Here is a 20,374-nt window from a genome sequence, read left to right on the forward strand (position 1 = left end):
CGACCGACCAGAAGAATCAACGCCTGGGTCGGCAGCCTACACATAGACTATTGCGTTGTAGTGAAAGTCACAGCGCAAGCGATACGGAAGTACACTTGTTCACTGAAATTATAATGCCAGACAGCAGGCTTTGTCCGAATGGATGTACAAGACTGCCGCACTTTAGCATTTCTTGCCAGCAACGGGCGCTGTCACGAGGACATCCGGCATCCCTTCCACGGCGCTGGTTCAGCTCGTCCAGCGCAGCAGAACCTGTTGCAGATCTGCCCGTTTGAACGGTTTTGCCAGGTAATCGTTCATTCCGGCATCCAGGCAGGTGGCGCGGTCGCCCAGCAGCGCATTGGCGGTCAGGGCGATGATCGGCAGCTCTGCGCGCCCAGCAATCTGGCGAATCTGCCGCGACGCCTCGTAGCCGTCGAGGACCGGCAGGCGGCAGTCCATCAGCACCGCCGAATAGAGGTGCGCACGCACCTGGCTGACCGCTGCTGCGCCGTCGCTGACCACATCGACGGCGTAGCCCAGGCTGCGCAGCATGGCTTCGATCACGGTCTGGTTGACCGCGTTGTCTTCCACCAGCAAGACACTGTGGCCGACGCCGTCGTCGTTGCCGGACAGGTTGGGCACCGCTGCCGGGCGGGCCAGGCTCTGCTGGCTCAGCGCCAGCGGCATTTCCAGAGTGAACAGCGAGCCTTGCCTTTCCTTGCTTTGCGCACGCAGCGTGCCCCCCATGCGTTCGGCCAGCGTACGCGCGATCGGCAGCCCCAGGCCGGTGCCGCCGTAACGGCGCGAAATCGAACTGTCGGCCTGGGCGAACGCGTCGAACATGCTTTCCAGTCGATCTTCGCCGATGCCGATGCCAGTATCGCGCACGGTGCAGGTCAGCCAGATCAATTGATGATCCAGCACCTGCCACCGCACGCAGATGTCCACACCGCCTTCATCGGTGAATTTCAGCGCATTGCCGATCAGATTGACCAGGATCTGCCGGATGCGCGTCGGATCGCCCTCGACCTGCAACCCCTCGATGCCCTCGGCCAGCGTCAATTCCAGCGCCAGCTTGCGTTGCCTGGCGGTGTGCTGGAAGGCCTGCACGCAACTGGTGATCAGCTCGTGCAGGCTGAAACCGATGTGCTCCAGTTCCATCGCCGCCCGCTCGATGCGGGAAAAATCCAGAATGTCGTTGATGACCTTGAGCAGGTGTTCGGTGGACTCGGTGGCCACCTGAGCGTAATCGCGCTGTTCATGGCTCAGCACGGTGGTTTCGAGCAGCTGCAGCATGCCCAGCACGCCATTCATGGGGGTGCGCAGCTCGTGGCTCATCATCGCCAGGAAATCCGACTTGGCGCTGTTGGCGCGCTCGGCCTCCTCGCGAGTCTGGATCAGTTGCTGCATGGCCTGATGCTGTTCGTGGCTGGCCTTGGCCAGGGCGCTGGCAAGGTTGTTGATATGCCCGGCCAGATGCCCCAGCTCGCTGTCGTCGACGATGGGCAGCGGCCGGTCGAACTCGCCCTGGCCTATGGCCTTGACTACGCGGCTCATTTCACTGATGGGCTGGGCCAGGCTGCGCGCCAGCCGCCGGGCCAGCAGATAGGTGAACAACAGTGCAAACAAAGCCAGCACGCCGGCCTTGAGGACGATTTCCTGCTGGCGCTCGCTGAAGGCGTCGTCGGACATGCCGACGATCACCCGGCCCAAGTAATCGCCGCTGCTGGCACTGCCCATGTGCTGCTGCACCTGAGCCTGATGGTCTTCCAGGAAGGCCCCACGGATCTGGATCGGTGCCTGGAACACTTCGACATGGGCCGACCGGTGCTCGTTTCTGACTCGCTGTTCGACATAGGCCAGGCGCCGGTCGGTCTGGTCCTGAATCTCCAGGAAACGTACGTGAGGGGTAGCCAGGGTTGCGCCGAGCAGCCCTTCGAGTACCGCGGCATTGTCGGTGACCACGCCGTATTCCGCGGCGGGGGCGAGCTGATTGGCGATCAACTGGCCGGTGTGATTGAGTTCCTGGCGCAGGTCCTGCAAACGCACGAAGGTGAAGAAACCGATCAGTAGCAGGGTCAACAGCAGGGCCGGCCCGACGCTGATGATCTGGGTGCGTGTATGAATGTCGCGGTTCAGGCGCAACTTCATGTCGGGGCGCAGGGCAATGGGAAAGTGGCGGACACGACAGGGCCTGAATCGAGTTGAACAGTCAGGCATGTTAACCGGTCAGAGCGACAATTCCAGTCGTATTGTTACCGGGGCGCAGGCCGGGACTGGTCGTGTCGAGGTGGCTCCGTATAATGCCCCTCATCGCCCTCAACTCGACCAAATGGATGGGATATGACTCAAGAGCAGCCGATAGCCGTGCTGGGAGGAGGTAGTTTCGGCACCGCCGTGGCCAACCTGCTGGCCGAGAACGGCCATTCGGTCCGTCAGTGGATGCGCGACCCGGAGCAGGCCGAGTGGATTCGCCTGAACCGGGAAAATCCGCGCTACCTCAAAGGCATCAAGATCCTGCCGGGGGTGATCCCGGTCACCGACCTGCCCGCGACCATCGCCGGCAGTGCGCTGATCTTCGTCGCGCTGCCCTCGAGCGCCTTGCGCAGCGTGCTGGCCCAGCATGCCGATCAGCTGAGCGGCAAGATGCTGGTCAGCCTGACCAAGGGCATCGAGGCGCAGACCTTCAAGCTGATGAGCGAGATTCTCGAAGAGGTTGCGCCAGACGCGCGTATCGGCGTGTTGTCCGGCCCCAACCTGGCCCGCGAGATCGCCGAACATGCCCTGACCGCCACGGTGGTGGCGAGCGCCGACGAAGCCCTCTGCGAGCGCGTCCAGGCCGTGCTGCATGGGCGTACGTTCCGCGTCTATGCCAGCAGCGACCGCTTCGGCGTCGAGTTGGGCGGCGCGCTGAAGAACGTCTATGCGATCATCGCCGGCATGGCCGTGGCATTGGGCATGGGCGAGAACACCAAAAGCATGCTGATTACCCGTGCCCTGGCCGAGATGACGCGTTTTGCCGTCAGCCAGGGCGCCAACCCCATGACCTTTCTCGGTCTGGCCGGTGTAGGCGACCTGATCGTGACCTGCTCGTCGCCCAAGAGCCGCAACTATCAGGTAGGGTTTGCCCTGGGCGAAGGCCTGAGCCTGGAGGACGCCGTGTCGCGCCTGGGCGAGGTGGCCGAAGGGGTCAACACGCTCAAGGTGCTCAAGGCCAAGGCTCAGGAGCTTCAGGTGTACATGCCGCTGGTGGCGGGCTTGCACGCAATCCTGTTCGAAGGGCGTACGCTGAACCAGGTGATCGAGCTGCTGATGCGGGCCGAACCCAAGACCGATGTCGATTTCATTTCCACCAGTGGCTTCAACTGAGGAACACGTCATGAACCGTCCTTTCAACGACCCGGGCCGCGAGGCCATCCTTTTGCGCGTGCTCTGGATGCTGGTGTTCGTGCTGGTCTGGCAGGTTGCCCAGTTCCTGCTCGGCGCGCTGGTGCTGGTGCAACTCATCCATCGCCTGGTCCAGGGCGCGCCGAACGCTGCCATGATGGCCTTCGGCGACAGCCTGAGCCGCTACCTGGCCCAGATCGGTCGCTTCGGCAGCTTTCACACCGAGCAGAAACCCTGGCCGTTTTCCGATTGGCCACAGGCGCGTCCTGCCGGCGGCGAAGCAGCCTATGACGCAGGCGCGGCTCGTCCCGTGGCCGACGAGCCCAAGCCATGAAGCTCTGGGTACTGCGCCACGGCGAAGCCGTCAGCCATGCCCGCAGCGATGCCGAGCGGGCCTTGACCTCGGTGGGCGAACGACAGGCGCTGGCCAGCGCGGCGCGCCTGCACGATCAACCTCTGGATGCCATTCTCGCCAGCCCGTATGTACGCGCGCAGCAGACCGCCGCTCTGGTCCACGGCGTGCTGCACGGCGCCCCGGCGGTGCAGACCGTGCCGTGGCTGACGCCTGAAAGCGATCCGCTGGAGGTGGCCGGGCACTTGCAGGCGCTGGGTCTGGAGAACGTGCTGCTGGTCAGCCACCAGCCGCTGGTGGGCAATCTGCTGAGCCTGCTGGTTCACGGCAACTTGCGCGAGCCGGAACCCATGCAGACCGCCAGCCTGGCCGAACTGCACGGCGACTGGCCCCTGGCCGGGCTGATGTCCCTGCACGCCGTTAACCATCCCTAACCTGTCAGGAATCCTCCCATGAGCCTGTGGCGCACCGAACCGGATCTCGAACGCTTGAATGCGGCGCAGAAAAATACCATCGGCGAGTTGCTGGATATCCGCTTCGAAAGCTTCGATGCGCACTCCCTGACTGCCAGCATGGCCGTTGATGCCCGGACCCACCAGCCGTTCGGTCTGCTGCACGGTGGCGCCTCGGTGGTGCTGGCAGAAAGCCTGGGCTCCATGGCCAGTTTTCTGTGCATCGACACCGAGCGTTTCTACTGTGTAGGCCTTGAGGTGAACGCCAACCATCTGCGCGGGTTGCGCAGTGGCCGGGTGACGGGCGTGGCCCGTGCGGTGCACATTGGCCGCAGCACTCACGTCTGGGACATTCGCCTGCAGGGCGACGACGGCAAAGCCAGCTGCATTTCGCGCCTGACGGTGGCCGTGGTGCCGCTGGGGCAGAACCCACCGGCCCGCTGAGTCATGACTGCGCCGGTCCGCGAAATCCGCCTGTCGCTGCCTCATATCAAGCTGGCCGCCCAGGTCTACGGACCTGAAGACGGCAGGCCGGTGCTGGCGCTGCACGGCTGGCTGGACAACGCCAACAGCTTTGCCCGTCTGGCGCCGAAGCTGGCCGGGCTGCGCATCGTCGCCCTCGACCTGGCCGGGCATGGACACTCCGGGCATCGTCCGGTCGGCGCCGGTTATGCCCTGTGGGATTACGCCCACGATGTGCTGCAGGCGGCCGACCAGCTGGGGTGGCAGCGCTTTTCCCTGCTGGGGCACTCGCTGGGCGGGATCGTCGCCACCTTGCTGGCGAGTGCCTTGCCCGAGCGAATAGAGCGCCTGGCGTTGATCGACGGCGTGGTACCGCCGCTGGGCGCTGCCGAGGAGGGGCCACAGCGCCTGGGCGAAGCCCTGCATGCGCAGCAGGCGTTGGGTCTTAAGCGCAAATCAGTGTATGCCGACATTGATCGGGCCGTGCTTGCGCGCATGCACGGTCGTATCGCCGTCAGCCACGAGGCGGCCGAATTATTGGCGTCGCGAGGGCTTGAAAGGGTGGCCGGTGGATTCAGCTGGCGTAGCGACAGCCGCCTGACGCTGCCATCGCCGGTGCGCTTGAGCGAAGAACAGGCACTGGCGTACGTGCAGGCGATTCGCTGCCCGAGCCTGTTGATCCTCGCCGAGCAGGGCCTGCTGGTGAAAAATACTGCGCTGCTGGCCCGATTGGGGCTCCCCCTGCAGGCGCTGCCCGGAGGCCATCACCTGCACCTGAATGACGACACCGGGGCCAGGCTTGTCGCAGACTGTTTCAATCGCTTTTTTGCGATACCTTGACTTGCAGCAGGCAACTGCCGAGGCTTGTCAGGTTGAAACAGGAGAAGACCTTGATGGAACTCGCTGCTACGCTCGTTTACAGCCCTCCGGGCCACCACGCCTTGCTGCCCTCATGAATGCCTCGAAGCGGCTGCTACCGGTACTCGCCGCTCTGCTGGGCAGCGCCGTCCTGAGCACCTCGGCCATGGCCGCCGAGCTGCCCGCGCCGCCGGACGCCAAGGTCGTCGACCAACGTCCTGCGGTCGACAAGGAGCGCATCTATCCGCTGGGGTCGCTGCGCAAGATCAGCGGCAAGCTGCGCATGGACGGCCAGGTCAACGCCAGAGGCCAGGTCAGCGCCACCACGTATGAACTTCCCGAAACCCAGACCGCGCGACAAGCCTTCAACGATGCCCGCGAAACGCTCCAGCAGGGGGGCGCGCACACGCTGTACTGGTGCCAGGCGCGCGACTGCGGTGAAAGCAGCCTGTGGGTCAACGATGTCTTCGACGGCGCGCGGCTGTCGGGGGCCGACGATCAGCAGGCGTTCGTGCTGCTGCGCCAGGCCGCTCCAGACGACAACACCCTCACCGCCATCTATGCCATTACCCGTGGCAACCGTCGCGCCTATCTGCACGTCGAAAAGTTCGTTGCCGATGCGCCACTGGGCGAGTTGTTGCCCACCCCGGCCACGGTGCTGCACGAATTGCGCAGCACCGGCGATCTCGATTACCCGGCCATGGGCGAAACGCCCGATGACACCTGGGTGGCCTTGCTGGCCCGCAGCCTGCAACTCGACAGCTCGATTCGGGTGAGCGTATCCGGGGTATCGAACGCTGCGGCCGCTGCATGGCGCGATGCGCTGGTCGCCAAGGGTGTGCGCGCGGCTCGCTTGGAAACCGGTACCGAAAGCGTCAAGGGACTGCATCTGGAAATCATTCGTTGAGCCTGCGTCGCCTTTGGAGCATTGATGCCGAGTAACGATCGCCTGCTGGTACAGATTGTCTTGCTGGCACTGCTTGGCGCCTGCCTATGGGTACTGGCGCCGTTTTGTTCAGCCCTGCTGTGGGGTGCGATCCTGGCCTACGCCAGTTGGCCGCTGATGCGGCTGCTGACCCGCTGGCTCAATGGCCGCGAGTCGCTGGCAGCCGGTATTCTCACCGGCTGCTGGATGCTGCTGGTGGTCTTGCCGCTGGTCTGGTTGGGCTTCAACCTGGCCGATCACGTGCGCGATGCGACGGCGTTCATTCGCGACGTGCAGGTCGACGGGCTGCCCGATGCGCCTGACTGGCTGGCCGGCATTCCTCTGGTCGGTGCGAGCCTGGTCGGTATCTGGGACACCCTCGACGAGCAGGGCGCGGCGTTCCTGGCCAGCGTAAGGCCGTACCTGGGGCAAGTCGGCAATTTCCTGTTGGCGCGCAGCGCGCAGATCGGCGGCGGGATCCTCGAACTCACGCTGAGCCTGGTCTTCGTGTTCTTCTTCTATCGCGACGGGCCGCGCATGGCAGCCTTCGTGCTCCGGCTGCTGGAACGTCTGATCGGAGAGCGTGCCGGGTACTACATCGATCTGGTGGCGGGTACGGTGCAGCGGGTGGTCAACGGGGTGATCGGTACCGCCGCCGCCCAGGCGATCCTGGCCTTGATCGGCTTCTTGATCGCCGGCGTGCCTGGGGCATTGGTCCTCGGCATCGTCACCTTCCTGCTCAGCCTGATTCCCATGGGGCCGCCGCTGGCGTGGATTCCGGCCACCGCCTGGCTGGTGTGGCAGGGCGACTATGGCTACGCGATATTCCTCGGTATCTGGGGCACCTTCGTCATCAGTGGCGTGGACAACGTGCTCAAGCCCTACCTGATCAGCCGCGGCGGCAACTTGCCGTTGGTGATCGTGCTGCTGGGGGTGTTCGGCGGGCTGCTGGCTTTCGGCTTCATCGGCCTGTTCATAGGTCCGACCCTGCTGGCAGTGGCCTACAGCCTGCTGCACGACTGGACCCATACCGAACACAAGCCACTCTAGACGCTTTGCAGGAGCGGCCCGTGGCCGCGAAAAGAGCGGCGCGGTGTGTCAGATAAGCAGGGTTGGCCCTTTCGCGGCCGATGACCGCTCCTACGCGGATTTCGCAACCCTTGTAGGAGCGGCTCGTGGCCGCGAAAAGAGCGGCGCGGTGTGTCAGGCGGACCATGCCGCTGCATTCGCGGGCAGAGCCCGCTCCCACAAGGTGCCTGCAGTTCATAGGCTTCCCACAAGGTGACGAGCGCATGGCGGGGATTACTTGGGGTACAGCGGCGGTAACCCGGCGTTTTCCGCGGAGGGCTCGAGGGGCGGGTCGGTGCGCAGGAGGCTGCCGATGGCGCGCCACAGCTCTTCGCCTTGCCAGTATTGGCCGCTTTCGCTGTAGAGCGCGCCATTGAGCCCATCCAGAGCGTCGGACAAAGGCACGAAGCGCGCCGTCATGTCGGCCAGCGTCTCCGGCTGCTGCCGGGCCCAGGCATCCAAAGCCTGGCGGGTGGCCTGGGGGTCGTTGGCCTGACAGGCGCGCTTGAGGTCATCGAGCAGAGTGCGCGGGCTTGGTCCGCTTTGGGCTGCGCGCAGGACCGCCGGCTGCCCACGGGCGCGCCACCACAGGGCGAAGCCGATCATCGTGGTGAACGCCAGCATGACGCTGACCAGCTTCCACGGCCAGGCCACGTCCGGCTCGGCATCACGGTTACCGACCGGCGCATCGACCATCAGCCCGGCGTTGCCGGCAACCTCCAGACTGCGCGCCGGCAGACCGGTACGCTCCAGATGGTCCTCATGGGTGTTCCACCAGACCATCTCGACGCTCGGCAACTGCAGGGTGCCACTGCGCGCCGGCACCAGTGCCTCCCGTTCCTGGCGGCTGCCGATCAAACCTCGTTCACCGATCTGGTTGTTCAACTGGGGCTGATCCGGGTAGCGTCGCAAGCCTTCCACTTCGGTACCGGGCAACGCCGGCAGTTGCGCACTGGACAGCCCCTCGGCCTTTACCTCCAGTGTGCGAGTCAGAGAATCACCAACCTGGCTGCTCGGCGGGTCGGGGTTCCAGCTTTCACTCAGGCTCAGGCTGCGTGCCGGCAACCACGGCGTGTCGGCGGGGTAGGCCGCTGGCACGCCCTTGACCGTCAGGGACATCTGCGCGGACGTCACCTTCATCAGCTTGCCGGGCCGCGGCGCGCTGTTGGCGCTGTCGCCAGCTGCGGTTGGCTCGACGGTGGTGGCGGTGAATGCCAGGGCAGGAATAATCAATTCGCCACTGCGTTGCGGATAAATCGCATAGCGCATCTCGATGACCCCGTGGCGGACGCCGTCGATGATCTTCTCGAAGGTGCGCGATCCGCCCAGCGGCTCGATGCGCGCCTCGGCCAGTTGCAGAGGTGTGAGGCTGCTGTCGTCGTACAGTGGCACCGAGTGATAGATGCGCAAGGTCAATACTGCCTGGGCCTGCACATAGACACTGTCTTCATCCAGGCTGGCGTCGATGAACACCGGGGCCATGGTCGCGCGCAACGGCGGGTCGCTGTGCAGCACCTGCAGGACGATCGGCTGGCTGCGCAGTTCGCCCAGTTGCAGCGCAGCGATGGTAACGCTGCCGGTCTGTCGCGGGAGCAGGGTGATAATCCAGCGGGTGGTGGCCTGGCGGTCGCCGTCCAAGCTGGTCAGGCGATTGACCTGGCGCGTGTCGCGCACATCGAACGAGCCTTCGAGTGGCGTCAGGTCGGGCTTGCCGAATTGCGTGACGTCGGTGGTTTCCAGGGTCAGCTCGACCGTTTCCCCCGAGTTGAGACGCGAGCGATCGACGCTGGCCACCAACGTGGCGGCATGCGCGCATTGGCCAAGCACGGCCAGGGTTGCACTGATGCAGAGGGCGCTGAAGCGACTCATCGAATCTTGTCCTGATGTTGTTGCTGTTCATACCAGAATTTGCGCCGCAACAGCTCGGCCGGGTCGTCCGGGATCTGTCGCAGCCACTGCTCCAGGGCCTGACGCTGTTCGGCATCCAGGGTGGCCTGGGTTGGTCGTGACGGTGGCCGGGTCGTGGATTCGTCGCTCGGTGGCTGCGCCGGTGCCGAGGATTGTGCCTGATTCTGTTCTCCCCCCGCCTGACCCGAGGGGTTTTCCCGGCTGCTCTGCGCGTCGTTGTTGCCTGGGGTCGCGTCGGCCGCCGCGGACGCGTTCGGATCCTCGGCGTCCGGCGCCGTGGCACCTGGTGCGCGGGGCTGGGCGGGCCGTTCTGCGGAAGCGGCGGTAGCTTCGGCCGGGGCCTGGCGCAGAAGCTGTTCCACCAGCGTGCGGTTGTCCAGTGCCGGCTGCAGGGCCGGCTGGCGCTCCAGCGCCTGCTCATAGGCGTCGAGGGCAGCTTCCAGTTCGCCGCTGCGCGCCAGGGCGTTGCCGCGGTTGTAGTGGTCGCGGGCGCTGTCGCCCTGGGCGAACCGCTCGGCGGCCGCTTCGTAGTCGCCCGCTTCGTACAGCGCCATGCCTTGCCACTGCGCATCGGCGAAGCGCCGCGCGGCCTGGGCAGGACGCTGCTGTTCGAGCAGGGCCTGGCCTTGCTGATCGCGGCGCAGCCAAAGGTCCTGAACATCGAAGGCATAACCTGGCTGCGGCACGATCAGCAGGCATAACGGCAAACAGAACAGCCAGCCGCGGCGGCCAGCGAGCGCCGCCAGCAACAGCAGAGGCAGCAACAGCCAATGACCTTGATCGGCCCAGCTGTCCAACTGCTGCGTCGTGCCGTTGCCGCGCAACAGCGTGGGGCGATCGAGCAAGCCGAGGTTGCGCAGGTCCAGATCATCCAGACGTGCTTGTCGGTACAGGCCGCCGACATCGGCAGCGAAGGTGCGCAGGCCGACACTGTCCAGGCGCGGCAAGCGAATCGCGCCTTGCTCGTCCTTGAGAAACTCACCGTCTTCCTGCTTCACTGGCGCCCCGTCACGGGTGCCGATACCCAGGATCAACAACTGTGGCGAGTGATTGTCCAGTCGCTGGGAAATCCCGCGACGTTCCGCTTCGGACAGCTGCGATGCCAGCAGCAGGATGCGGCCCTGACCTTGTTCGGCCTGGTCGAGCAGTTCCAGTGCGCGCTGCACGCCGAGGTCGGCGCGCTGGCCTTCGACGGGCATGATCGAGGGCTTGATCGCTTCCAGCAGGTTGCGACTGGTTCCCAGGTCGTCGGACAGCGGCACCAGCACGTGCGCGCTGCCGGCGTAGACGATAATGGCCGTCTGCGCATCGCGGCGTGCGTCGAGCAGGTCCAGCAGCTTGCGCCGCGCCTGCTCCAGGCGATTGGGCGCGACATCGGTGGCCATCATCTCCGGGCTCAGGGCGAGCACCACCACCAACGGGTCGACGACGGTCCTGCCCGGCTGTTCGATACGCTGCCAGCTGGGTCCGAGCAGGGCCACCGCGGTCAACAGCCAGGCCAGGCCCAGCACTATCCAGGGCGCCTTGCTCTGCCGACCGCTGCCACCGTCCAGCAGGACTCCGTGAAAGTGGCGGGGCAGCAGCAATTGCCAGCGCCCCGCGCGTTTCTGCCGGTGCCACAATTGCCACAGCAGCCAGACCAAAGCTGGCCAGGCCAGCAGCCACCAGGGACGGAACCAATGCGGCCATGCGTCGATCATTTGCGCCTCCGCAATTGCAGCCGCTGCAGGCGCTCGCGCCACTGCGGAGCTGTCGGCAGAAAGCGACGCTTGCGCAGGAACAGCTGCAGCGGGTTGTTCGGCCAGTTCTGGCGCACGACCAGCAACACGCTGAGCAGCAACGCCGCGCTCAGCGGCCAGCTATACAGCGCTTGCGCCGGTCGCGCCTGGGTGGGCTTCTGGTCGACCGGTTCGAGGGTGTCGAGGCTGGCGCCGATGGCTTGCAGCTGGTCGCCGTCGCGAGCACGGAAGTACTGGCCGCCGGTGATCTGCGCGATCTCGCGCAACGAGGGCTCGTCCAGGTCCATGCTGGGATTGAGGCCGAGCATGCTCAGCGCGCCATCGGCACTGGGGTCGGCACCGATGCCGATGGTATGGATGCGCACATGCTCCTGGGCCGCCAGGCGCGCGGCAGTGATGGGATGGATCTGACCACCGTTGTTGGCGCCATCGGTGACCAGAATGAGCACCCGGCTTTGCGCCGGGCGCAGGCGCAGACGTTTGAGCGCCAGGCCGATGGCATCGCCGATGGCGGTATTCTTTCCGGCAATGCCGATGCGTGCTTCGTCGAGCCAGGTACGCACGGTGCGTCGATCGAAGGTCAGCGGTGCCTGCACGTAGGCCTTGCTGCCGAACAGGATCAGCCCGACCCGGTCGCCCTGGCGATGTTCGAGAAAGTCACCGAGCAGGCGCTGCACCAGCTCCAGCCGACTGATGTCTTCGTTCTGCCAGGGCATGTCGGGGTAGTCCATGGATCCGGACACATCCACGGCCACCAGCAGGTCGCGCCCGCTGGCAGCGATGGGCAGGGGGTCGCCCAGCCATTGCGGGCGCGCCGCCGCGATCAGCAGCAGCAGCCACAGCAGCACGTACGGCGCCTGTTGCTGCCAGGTCGGCAGGCTGATGCGTGCCCGGCGCCCGGCCAGCCCCTCGAGTTCATCGAGGAAGCTGACCTTGAGCGCCGCCTCGCCGCTGTCGGCGGCCGGCAGCAGCACGCGCAGCAGCCACGGCAGCGGCAGCAGGGCGAAGACCCACAGCCAGGCGAACTCAAACATGCTTGCGTATCCAGGTTTCGACCGACTGCTGCAGGCCGGCGATGGCCTTGTCGTCCAGCTTGCACTCAGGCTTGTAGACCCCCTCGACCAGTACCATCCAGCGCGTCAGACCGGCAGCCGGGCAGCGGTTGTCGAGGAAGGCCAGCCACTGGCGGCCATTGAGCACATGGCTGTTGGCGTTCGGGTAGTGGTTGCGGCACAGGCGCTTGAGCAGGCCGTTGATCTGCTGCAGCCACGCTCCGGCAGGGGCGCCATCGTAGGGTTTGGGCAAGCGCGCCAGCTCTTCCAGCGCGCCTTGGCGCACCGGATCCAGGGGTTGCTCGACGGTGGCCGGCATCACGGCCTTGCGCCGCCAGCGGTGACGCCAGTGCCAGGCAGCCCAGCCCAAGGTCGGCAGCAGCACGACCAGCAGCCACCAGCCAGGCGCCGGTGGCCACAGGCCGATAGGCGGCGGCGCGATCAATGGCTGCAACTGCTCAAGGGTACTCATTTGAGTTTGCCCGGCCGCTGCGGGTTGAGGTACTCGCGCAGCTGCTCGATCATCTCGCTCTGCGTGCTCAGGGGCATCAACAGTACACGCAGTTTTTGCCCCAGACGTTCCCATCGGGCGATGCGCGCCTCGCTCAACGCGCGGTAGGCCAGGCGCATCTCCGGGTTCAGTGTATCGATTTCCATCTGCCTGCCGCGCTGGGCGAAACGCAACAGCCCGGCAGCCGGCAGCGCATGATCGAGCGGGTCGGAAACCGGCAGCAACAGCAGGTCGCAGTGGCGCGACAGCAGGCTGAGCTGCTGCTCGGCGCCATCGGTCAGCGCGCGCTCATCACAGATGACGATGGCCAGGCTGCCGGGGCGCAACACTTCGCGCGCCCGACGCAGGGCCATGCCCAGCGCGTCCTTTTCCGGCAGCGCTTCGGTGTGCAGCGACTGGTTCACCCGCACCAGGCGGTTGAGCAACTGCAGCAGGCTCTGCTTGCTGCGCCGGGGCTTGATCTCGTAGTGCTCGCCGTCGCCGAATACCAACCCGCCGACTCGATCGTTGTGCCCCAGCGCGGCCCAGCCGATCAACGCCGCGGCCTGGGCAGCGAGCACCGACTTGAACATCTGGCCCGAACCGAAGAACAACCGCCGGCTCTGCTCGACGAGAATGAAGATGGGCCGCTCGCGCTCCTCGTGGAACAGCTTGGTATGCGGCTCCTGGGTGCGCGCCGTGACCCGCCAGTCGATGCTGCGCACATCGTCACCCGCCTGATACACGCGCACCTGGTCGAAGTCCACGCCGCGGCCGCGCAGTTTGGAGTGGTGCAGGCCGATCAACGGGCTGCGCTGGGCCGGGGTGGAGAACAGCTGCACTTCGCGCACCCGATGGCGCATTTCGATCAGCTCGGCCAGGCTGATGCGAATGCCAGGCTCTGGCCGCGGCTCCTGGGTCATGGGGCTAGGCGACGGCCACGACGTCGAGGATGCGCTGGATCACGCGGTCCTGATCGACCCCGGCGGCTTCCGCCTCGAACGACAGGATGATGCGATGACGCAGCACATCGAACAGCACCGCCTGGATGTCTTCCGGGCTGACGAAATCGCGCCCCGCCAGCCAGGCATGGGCGCGTGCGCAGCGATCCAGGGAAATGGAGCCCCGCGGGCTGGCGCCATAGGCCAGCCATTCGCCGAGCTCGGCGTCGAACTTGCTCGGGGTGCGCGTCGCCATGACCAGCTGCACCAGGTATTCCTCCACCGCATCGGCCATGTACAGCCCGAGGATCTCCTTGCGTGCGGCAAAGATGGCCTGCTGGCTGACACGCCGCTCGGGCTTGGTTTCGCCATTGAGCGCTTCACCGCGAGCCTGCTGCAGGATGCGCCGTTCCACGGCTGCATCCGGGAAGCCGATCTTGACGTGCATCAGGAACCGATCGAGCTGTGCCTCGGGCAGCGGGTAGGTGCCTTCCTGCTCGATCGGGTTCTGCGTCGCCATCACCAGAAACAACGGCGACAGGTCGTAGGTACTGCGACCGACACTGACCTGACGTTCGGCCATGGCCTCGAGCAGGGCCGACTGCACCTTGGCCGGCGCACGGTTGATCTCGTCGGCCAGCACCAGGTTGTGGAAGATCGGCCCCTGCTGGAACACGAAGCTGCCGGTCTCGGGTCGATAGATCTCGGTGCCGGTGATGTCGGCCGGCAGCAGGTCCGGGGTGAACTGGATACGGTGGAACTGAGCCTCGACGCCTTCGGCCAGTTCCTTGATGGCTTTGGTCTTGGCCAGCCCCGGCGCGCCCTCGACCAGCATGTGACCGTCCGCCAGCAGCACGATCAGCAGACGCTCGACCAGTTTCTCCTGGCCAAGGATCTGCGTTGAAAGAAAGGTTCGCAGCGCCATCAGCGCTTCACGATGTTCCATCGTCGACGGTTCCTGAAAAAGGGACCGAGTACGCAGGTGAGGGCGTCTTGGCCGGGGGTCACTACTTTAATGCATTGGCGGGTGGCAGAGAAATCGGTGTGTTCGATCGGGCACCTCTGGATCCCGTAGGAGCGGCCAGTGGCCGCGAAGAAGCTTGCACGGCCAGAGAGATCGGTTGGGTCGGCCGGCCATTTCGCGGCCACTGGCCGCTCCTACACGTATACAGATATACAGAGCTGCGGAGAGCGAGGTCAGCCGATTTCCAGCGTACCCACGCCCTCCAGCAGAATCCTCAACGTCTCTTCGATCTGCGCCAGCTCTGCCGCGTCGCTGGCATGCACGATCTCCAGCAGGTCATCCCCACCGAACACCGCGGCATCCCCGGCTGCCACGGCCACCAGCAGGCGGTCGGCGCTCAACGTGACCTTGAGGTCGCGCAGCAGGTAAGGGTCGTCGCCGAGGGTGATCTCCAGCTCTTCTTCGTCCGGAAAGCGCGTCATCAGAAACATTTCGTCTGCGCTGCCGTGGCAGCACAGCAGCGCCATGTCGTCTTCTTCCTCGTCACGGGGGTTGGCCAGCAGCAGAGTGGCGGTGATGCGCATACGGGGGAACCTGTCATATGAATATGCCATGATTATACCCGACTACTGTCCGATCGGCTGGAACGCCCGTACCAGCGGTCTCGTACGACAACTCCTGCATGACCGAATATGTCGCCGCACCGCAAGAGTGCATGCCAGGCTCTGGGTAAGCTAGGTCGTTGGACCTCTTGAAATGTCGCCCCGCAGCGCCGGATTGGCTATGGTTGATCCGAACCGGGGTGACTTGCGACGCTTCACCCAATAACAAAGCCCAAGCGGAGTACCACAGATGGCGTTCTTCACCGCAGCCAGCAAAGCCGACTTCCAGCATCAACTGCAATCGGCCCTGGCTCAGCACATCAGCGAACAGGCACTGCCACAAGTGGCGCTGTTCGCCGATCAGTTCTTCGGCATCATCTCGTTGGACGAGCTCACCCAGCGGCGCCTCAGCGACCTGGCCGGTTGCACCCTGTCGGCCTGGCGCCTGTTGCAGCGCTTCGATCATGCCAAGCCAGAGGTGCGCGTCTACAACCCCGATTACGAACGTCACGGCTGGCAGTCCACCCACACCGCCGTCGAAGTGCTGCATCACGACCTGCCGTTCCTGGTGGACTCGGTGCGCACCGAGCTCAACCGGCGCGGCTACAGCATCCACACCCTGCAGACCACCGTGCTCAGCGTGCGCCGCGGCAGCCAGGGCGAGCTGCTCGAAGTGCTGGCCAAGGGTGCCCAGGGCGAAGACGTCCTGCATGAATCGCTGATGTACCTGGAAATCGACCGTTGCGCCAACGCCGCCGAGCTCAGCGTGCTGGCCCGGGAGCTGGAGCAGGTGCTGGGCGAAGTGCGGATGGCGGTGCAGGACTTCGAGCCGATGAAGGCCAAGGTCCGCGAAATGATCACGTTGGTGGAACAGACCGCGTTCGCCAGCGACGAGCAGGAAAAAGCCGAGATCACGGCGTTCCTCGAATGGTTGACCGACAACCACTTCACCTTCCTGGGCTACGAAGAGTTCGTGGTCGATGCCGATGCGCAGGGTGGCCAGCTGCGCTACGACCCGCAGTCGTTCCTGGGCCTGACCCGGCTGCTGCGTGCCGGCCTGAGCAGCGAAGACCTGCATATCGAAGACTACGCCGTGCAGTACCTGCACGAGCCGATGCTGCTGTCCTTCGCCAAGGCTGCGCACCCCAGCCGTGTGCATCGCCCGGCGTATCCCGACTACGTGTCGATCCGCCAGATCGACAGCGATGGCAAGGTACTCAAGGAATGCCGCTTCATGGGCCTGTACACCTCGTCGGTGTATGGCGAGAGCGTGCGCGAAATCCCCTACATCCGGCGCAAGGTCGCCGAGATCGAACGCCGCTCCGGTTTCCATGCCAAGGCGCACCTGGGCAAGGAACTGGCCCAGGTGGTCGAGGTGCTGCCGCGCGACGACCTGTTCCAGACCCCGATCGACGAGCTGTTCAGCACCGTCATGTCGATCGTGCAGATCCAGGAACGCAACAAGATCCGCGTGTTCCTGCGCAAGGACCCTTACGGGCGCTTCTGCTACTGCCTGGCCTACGTGCCGCGCGACGTGTACTCCACCGAAGTACGGCAGAAGATCCAGCAGGTGCTCATGGAGCGCCTCAAGGCCAGCGACTGCGAGTTCTGGACGTTCTTCTCCGAATCCGTGCTGGCCCGCGTGCAGCTGATCCTGCGCGTGGACCCCAAGAGCCGTCTGGACATCGACCCGCAGCAACTGGAAAACGAAGTGATCCAGGCCTGCCGTTCGTGGCAGGACGACTACGCCAGCCTGACCATCGAAAGCTTCGGCGAGGCCGCCGGCACCAATGTGCTGGCTGATTTCCCGAAAGGCTTCCCGGCCGGTTTCCGCGAGCGCTTCGCCGCGCATTCGGCAGTGGTCGACATGCAGCACCTGCTGGCGCTGTCCGAATCGCGCCCGCTGGTCATGAGTTTCTACCAGCCTCTGGCGCAGGGCGGCGAACGCCAGCTGCATTGCAAGCTGTACCACGCCGACACGCCACTGGCGCTGTCCGACGTGTTGCCGATCCTCGAGAACCTGGGCCTGCGCGTACTGGGCGAATTCCCCTACCGCCTGCGTCATCGCAGTGGTCGCGAGTACTGGATCCACGACTTTGCCTTTACCTACAGCGAAGGCCTGAATCTGGACATCCAGCAGCTCAACGACACGCTGCAGGATGCCTTCGTGCACATCGTGCGCGGCGACGCCGAGAACGACGCGTTCAACCGCCTGGTGCTCACCGCAGGCCTGCCATGGCGCGACGTCGCCTTGCTGCGCGCCTATGCGCGCTATCTCAAGCAGATCCGCCTGGGCTTCGACCTCGGCTACATCGCCAGCACCCTGAACAACCACACCGATATCGCCCGGGAACTGACGCGGCTGTTCAAGACCCGCTTCTACCTGGCGCGCAAGCTGGCCGGCGATGACCTGGACGACAAGCAGCAACGCCTGGAACAGGCCATCCTGAGTGCCCTGGACGACGTTCAGGTGCTCAACGAAGACCGCATCCTGCGTCGCTATCTGGACCTGATCAAGGCCACCCTGCGTACCAACTTCTACCAGCCCGATGCCAACGGCCAGGTCAAGTCTTACTTCAGCTTCAAGTTCAACCCCAAGCTGATTCCCGAACTGCCCAAGCCGGTACCCAAGTTCGAGATATTCGTCTACTCGCCGCGAGTCGAAGGCGTTCACCTGCGCTTCGGCAACGTCGCCCGCGGCGGTCTGCGCTGGTCGGATCGCGAGGAAGACTTCCGCACCGAGGTACTGGGCCTGGTCAAGGCGCAGCACGTGAAGAACTCGGTGATCGTGCCGGTGGGCGCCAAGGGCGGGTTCGTCCCGCGCCGGTTGCCGCTGGGCGGCAGCCGCGACGAGGTGCAGAACGAGGCGGTGGCCTGCTACCGCATCTTCATCTCCGGTCTGCTCGACATCACCGACAACCTCAAGGATGGCAGCGTGGTGCCGCCGGCCAACGTCGTGCGTCACGACGATGACGATCCGTACCTGGTGGTGGCTGCGGACAAGGGCACCGCGACCTTTTCCGACATCGCCAACGGCATTGCCATCGACTACGGCTTCTGGCTTGGCGATGCGTTCGCCTCCGGCGGCTCGGCGGGCTACGACCACAAGAAGATGGGTATCACCGCCAAGGGTGCCTGGGTCGGCGTGCAGCGCCACTTCCGCGAACGCGGCATCAACGTGCAGAAAGACAGCATCACCGTCATCGGCATCGGCGACATGGCCGGCGACGTGTTCGGCAATGGCTTGTTGATGTCCGACAAGCTGCAACTGGTGGCGGCATTCAACCACCTGCACATCTTCATCGATCCCAACCCCGAGCCGGCCAGCAGCTTCGCCGAGCGTCAGCGCCTGTATGACCTGCCTCGTTCGGCGTGGAGCGACTACGACACCTCGATCATGTCCGCCGGCGGCGGCATCTTCTCGCGCAGTGCCAAGAGCATTGCCATCAGCGCGCAGATGAAAGAGCGCTTTGACATCAAGGCCGACAAGCTGACCCCGACCGAGCTGCTCAACGCGCTGCTCAAGGCACCGGTCGACCTGCTGTGGAACGGCGGTATCGGTACCTACGTCAAGTCCAGTGACGAGAGCCACGCCGATGTCGGCGACAAGGCCAACGACGCCCTGCGCGTGAATGGCAACGAACTGCGCTGCAAAGTGGTGGGCGAGGGCGGCAATCTGGGCATGACCCAGCTGGGCCGTGTCGAGTTCGGCCTCAACGGCGGCGCGACCAACACTGACTTCATCGACAACGCGGCCGGCGTGGATTGCTCCGACCACGAAGTCAACATCAAGATCCTGCTCAACGAAGCCGTGCAGGCCGGGGACATGACCGAGAAGCAGCGCAACCTGCTGCTGGGCAGCATGACCGAGGAAGTCGGCCATCTGGTGCTGGGCAACAACTACAAGCAGACCCAGGCGCTGTCCCTGGCGGCGCGCAAGGCCTACGAGCGACTGGCCGAGTACCGCCGCCTGATGGCCGACCTGGAGGCGCGTGGCAAGCTGGACCGTGCCATCGAATTCCTGCCGACCGAGGAGCAGCTCAACGAGCGCGTCGCGAACAAGCAGGGTCTGACCCGAGCCGAGCTGTCGGTGCTTATCTCCTACAGCAAGATCGACCTCAACGAAGCGCTGCTGGCTTCGGCAGTACCCGACGACGTCTATCTTACCCGCGACATGGAGACGGCCTTCCCGCCGTCGCTGGTCAGCAAGTACGCCGAGGCCATGCGCAGCCATCGCCTCAAGCGCGAGATCGTCAGCACCCAGATCGCCAACGACCTGGTCAACAACATGGGCATCACCTTCGTGCAGCGCTTGAAGGAGTCCACTGGCATGACCCCGGCCAGTGTGGTCGGGGCCTACGCCATCGTGCGCGACATCTTCCACCTGCCGCACTGGTTCCGCCAGATCGAGGCACTGGACTACCAGGTATCCGCCGATGTCCAGCTGGCTCTGATGGACGAGCTGATGCGCCTGGGTCGACGGGCCACCCGCTGGTTCCTGCGCAGCCGCCGCAACGAGCTGGACGCCGGTCGCGATGTGGCGCATTTCGGTCCGCACATCGCAGCGTTGGGGCTCAAGCTCGACGAACTGCTCGAGGGTCCGACCCGCGAGCGCTGGCAGACCCGCTACCAGGGTTATGTCGAGTCTGGCGTACCGGAGCTGCTGGCGCGCATGGTTGCCGGCACCAGCCACCTGTACACGCTGTTGCCGATCATCGAAGCGTCGGACGTCACCGGCCAGAATGCCGCCGAAGTGGCCAAGGCGTTCTTCGCCGTGGGCAGCAAGCTGGACCTGACCTGGTACCTGCAGCAGATCAGCAGCCTGCCGGTGGAGAACAACTGGCAAGCGCTGGCACGCGAGGCCTTCCGCGACGATATCGACCTGCAGCAGCGGGCAATCACCATTTCCGTGCTGAAAATGCAGGATGCGCCGGGTGACGTCGAAGAGCGTCTGGACCTGTGGCTGGAACAGCACGAGGTGATGGTCAAGCGCTGGCGTGCCATGCTCGACGAGATCAAGGCCGCCACGGGTACCGACTACGCCATGTACGCAGTGGCGAATCGCGAACTGATGGACCTGGCATTGAGTGGGGGCGTGCAAGTCAGCTGAGGCGAGGTTGGCTTTTTCGCGGCCGATGACCGCTCCTACGGGTTATCCGTAGGAGCGGTCATCGGCCGCGAAGCGCTCACCG

16 protein-coding genes are annotated in these 20,374 nt (G+C 64.9%); 8 read left to right on the forward strand and 8 right to left on the reverse strand.

Going from position 1 to position 20,374, the window contains the following annotated elements:
- Positions 1–228: 228 nt before the first annotated feature.
- Positions 229–2,133 carry an ATP-binding protein gene (locus IFT75_RS06980; RefSeq protein ID WP_192053987.1) on the reverse strand — a complete coding sequence of 635 codons (1,905 nt, stop codon included), beginning with the start codon at positions 2,131–2,133 and terminating at the stop codon, positions 229–231.
- Between the two features lie 192 nt (positions 2,134–2,325).
- On the opposite strand from IFT75_RS06980, the gene IFT75_RS06985 reads away from it, so the two are divergent.
- From IFT75_RS06985 to IFT75_RS07015, 7 genes are all read left to right on the forward strand, one after another.
- The gene (locus tag IFT75_RS06985) at positions 2,326–3,351 is read left to right on the forward strand and encodes an NAD(P)H-dependent glycerol-3-phosphate dehydrogenase (protein WP_192053989.1); all 1,026 of its coding nucleotides are present in this window, start codon (positions 2,326–2,328) and stop codon (positions 3,349–3,351) included.
- A gap of 10 nt (positions 3,352–3,361) precedes the next feature.
- A complete protein-coding gene (locus tag IFT75_RS06990) occupies positions 3,362–3,703 on the forward strand; it encodes a DUF4389 domain-containing protein (protein ID WP_192053990.1) in 342 nt (113 codons plus the stop codon).
- The gene (gene sixA, locus IFT75_RS06995; RefSeq protein WP_185793826.1) at positions 3,700–4,155 is read left to right on the forward strand and encodes a phosphohistidine phosphatase SixA; all 456 of its coding nucleotides are present in this window, start codon (positions 3,700–3,702) and stop codon (positions 4,153–4,155) included. The genes IFT75_RS06990 and sixA overlap by 4 nt, the downstream gene beginning before the upstream one ends.
- 18 nt (positions 4,156–4,173) lie before the next feature.
- The gene (locus IFT75_RS07000; RefSeq protein ID WP_122479121.1) at positions 4,174–4,617 is read left to right on the forward strand and encodes a hotdog fold thioesterase; all 444 of its coding nucleotides are present in this window, start codon (positions 4,174–4,176) and stop codon (positions 4,615–4,617) included.
- Between the two features lie 3 nt (positions 4,618–4,620).
- Entirely contained in the window at positions 4,621–5,475 is an 855-nt protein-coding gene (locus IFT75_RS07005) for an alpha/beta fold hydrolase (protein ID WP_192053992.1), read from the forward strand.
- Between the two features lie 112 nt (positions 5,476–5,587).
- The gene (locus IFT75_RS07010) at positions 5,588–6,400 is read left to right on the forward strand and encodes a DUF4892 domain-containing protein (RefSeq protein ID WP_192053994.1); all 813 of its coding nucleotides are present in this window, start codon (positions 5,588–5,590) and stop codon (positions 6,398–6,400) included.
- 24 nt (positions 6,401–6,424) lie between these two features.
- Positions 6,425–7,468, forward strand: a complete 1,044-nt coding sequence (locus IFT75_RS07015; RefSeq protein WP_122797370.1) for an AI-2E family transporter — start codon at positions 6,425–6,427, stop codon at positions 7,466–7,468.
- Positions 7,469–7,720: 252 nt separating this feature from the next.
- On the opposite strand, the gene IFT75_RS07020 is transcribed toward IFT75_RS07015, so the two are convergent.
- From IFT75_RS07020 to IFT75_RS07050, 7 genes are all read right to left on the reverse strand, one after another.
- On the reverse strand, positions 7,721–9,355 hold the full coding sequence (locus tag IFT75_RS07020; RefSeq protein WP_192053995.1) for a BatD family protein: 1,635 nt from the start codon (positions 9,353–9,355) through the stop codon (positions 7,721–7,723).
- Positions 9,352–11,094 carry a VWA domain-containing protein gene (locus tag IFT75_RS07025; RefSeq protein WP_192053996.1) on the reverse strand — a complete coding sequence of 581 codons (1,743 nt, stop codon included), beginning with the start codon at positions 11,092–11,094 and terminating at the stop codon, positions 9,352–9,354. Before IFT75_RS07025 ends, IFT75_RS07020 begins: the two co-directional genes overlap by 4 nt.
- Positions 11,091–12,167: a vWA domain-containing protein gene (locus IFT75_RS07030; protein ID WP_192053997.1), complete on the reverse strand. Its 1,077-nt coding sequence runs from the start codon at positions 12,165–12,167 to the stop codon at positions 11,091–11,093. Before IFT75_RS07030 ends, IFT75_RS07025 begins: the two co-directional genes overlap by 4 nt.
- Positions 12,160–12,657: a DUF4381 domain-containing protein gene (locus tag IFT75_RS07035; protein ID WP_192053998.1), complete on the reverse strand. Its 498-nt coding sequence runs from the start codon at positions 12,655–12,657 to the stop codon at positions 12,160–12,162. Before IFT75_RS07035 ends, IFT75_RS07030 begins: the two co-directional genes overlap by 8 nt.
- Entirely contained in the window at positions 12,654–13,598 is a 945-nt protein-coding gene (locus IFT75_RS07040) for a DUF58 domain-containing protein (RefSeq protein WP_122479107.1), read from the reverse strand. The genes IFT75_RS07035 and IFT75_RS07040 overlap by 4 nt, the downstream gene beginning before the upstream one ends.
- A 4-nt stretch (positions 13,599–13,602) precedes the next feature.
- Positions 13,603–14,562, reverse strand: coding sequence for an AAA family ATPase (locus IFT75_RS07045; RefSeq protein ID WP_122479105.1), 960 nt, complete (start codon positions 14,560–14,562; stop codon positions 13,603–13,605).
- A gap of 251 nt (positions 14,563–14,813) precedes the next feature.
- Positions 14,814–15,164, reverse strand: coding sequence for a hypothetical protein (locus IFT75_RS07050; RefSeq protein WP_192053999.1), 351 nt, complete (start codon positions 15,162–15,164; stop codon positions 14,814–14,816).
- A gap of 268 nt (positions 15,165–15,432) precedes the next feature.
- Between IFT75_RS07050 and IFT75_RS07055 the strand changes: the two genes are divergently transcribed.
- On the forward strand, positions 15,433–20,292 hold the full coding sequence (locus tag IFT75_RS07055; RefSeq protein ID WP_122479101.1) for an NAD-glutamate dehydrogenase: 4,860 nt from the start codon (positions 15,433–15,435) through the stop codon (positions 20,290–20,292).
- Positions 20,293–20,374 lie beyond the last annotated feature (82 nt).

It is taken from the genome of Pseudomonas sp. CFBP 8758 (assembly GCF_014841725.1).
In the GTDB taxonomy this organism is placed as follows: Bacteria; Pseudomonadota; Gammaproteobacteria; order Pseudomonadales; family Pseudomonadaceae; genus Aquipseudomonas; species Aquipseudomonas baltica.

What these genes read in the sequence shown, in the direction of transcription:
- IFT75_RS07030 (WP_192053997.1), bottom strand. Translation starts at nt 12,167, where the DNA reads ATGTTTGAGTTCGCCTGGCTGTGGGTCTTCGCCCTGCTGCCGCTGCCG.
- IFT75_RS07055 (WP_122479101.1), top strand. Translation starts at nt 15,433, where the DNA reads ATGGCGTTCTTCACCGCAGCCAGCAAAGCCGACTTCCAGCATCAACTG.
- IFT75_RS06980 (WP_192053987.1), bottom strand. Translation starts at nt 2,133, where the DNA reads ATGAAGTTGCGCCTGAACCGCGACATTCATACACGCACCCAGATCATC.
- IFT75_RS07035 (WP_192053998.1), bottom strand. Translation starts at nt 12,657, where the DNA reads ATGAGTACCCTTGAGCAGTTGCAGCCATTGATCGCGCCGCCGCCTATC.
- IFT75_RS07025 (WP_192053996.1), bottom strand. Translation starts at nt 11,094, where the DNA reads ATGATCGACGCATGGCCGCATTGGTTCCGTCCCTGGTGGCTGCTGGCC.
- IFT75_RS06990 (WP_192053990.1), top strand. Translation starts at nt 3,362, where the DNA reads ATGAACCGTCCTTTCAACGACCCGGGCCGCGAGGCCATCCTTTTGCGC.
- IFT75_RS07020 (WP_192053995.1), bottom strand. Translation starts at nt 9,355, where the DNA reads ATGAGTCGCTTCAGCGCCCTCTGCATCAGTGCAACCCTGGCCGTGCTT.
- IFT75_RS07040 (WP_122479107.1), bottom strand. Translation starts at nt 13,598, where the DNA reads ATGACCCAGGAGCCGCGGCCAGAGCCTGGCATTCGCATCAGCCTGGCC.
- IFT75_RS07045 (WP_122479105.1), bottom strand. Translation starts at nt 14,562, where the DNA reads ATGGAACATCGTGAAGCGCTGATGGCGCTGCGAACCTTTCTTTCAACG.
- IFT75_RS07010 (WP_192053994.1), top strand. Translation starts at nt 5,588, where the DNA reads ATGAATGCCTCGAAGCGGCTGCTACCGGTACTCGCCGCTCTGCTGGGC.
- IFT75_RS07015 (WP_122797370.1), top strand. Translation starts at nt 6,425, where the DNA reads ATGCCGAGTAACGATCGCCTGCTGGTACAGATTGTCTTGCTGGCACTG.
- sixA (WP_185793826.1), top strand. Translation starts at nt 3,700, where the DNA reads ATGAAGCTCTGGGTACTGCGCCACGGCGAAGCCGTCAGCCATGCCCGC.
- IFT75_RS07000 (WP_122479121.1), top strand. Translation starts at nt 4,174, where the DNA reads ATGAGCCTGTGGCGCACCGAACCGGATCTCGAACGCTTGAATGCGGCG.
- IFT75_RS07005 (WP_192053992.1), top strand. Translation starts at nt 4,621, where the DNA reads ATGACTGCGCCGGTCCGCGAAATCCGCCTGTCGCTGCCTCATATCAAG.
- IFT75_RS07050 (WP_192053999.1), bottom strand. Translation starts at nt 15,164, where the DNA reads ATGCGCATCACCGCCACTCTGCTGCTGGCCAACCCCCGTGACGAGGAA.
- IFT75_RS06985 (WP_192053989.1), top strand. Translation starts at nt 2,326, where the DNA reads ATGACTCAAGAGCAGCCGATAGCCGTGCTGGGAGGAGGTAGTTTCGGC.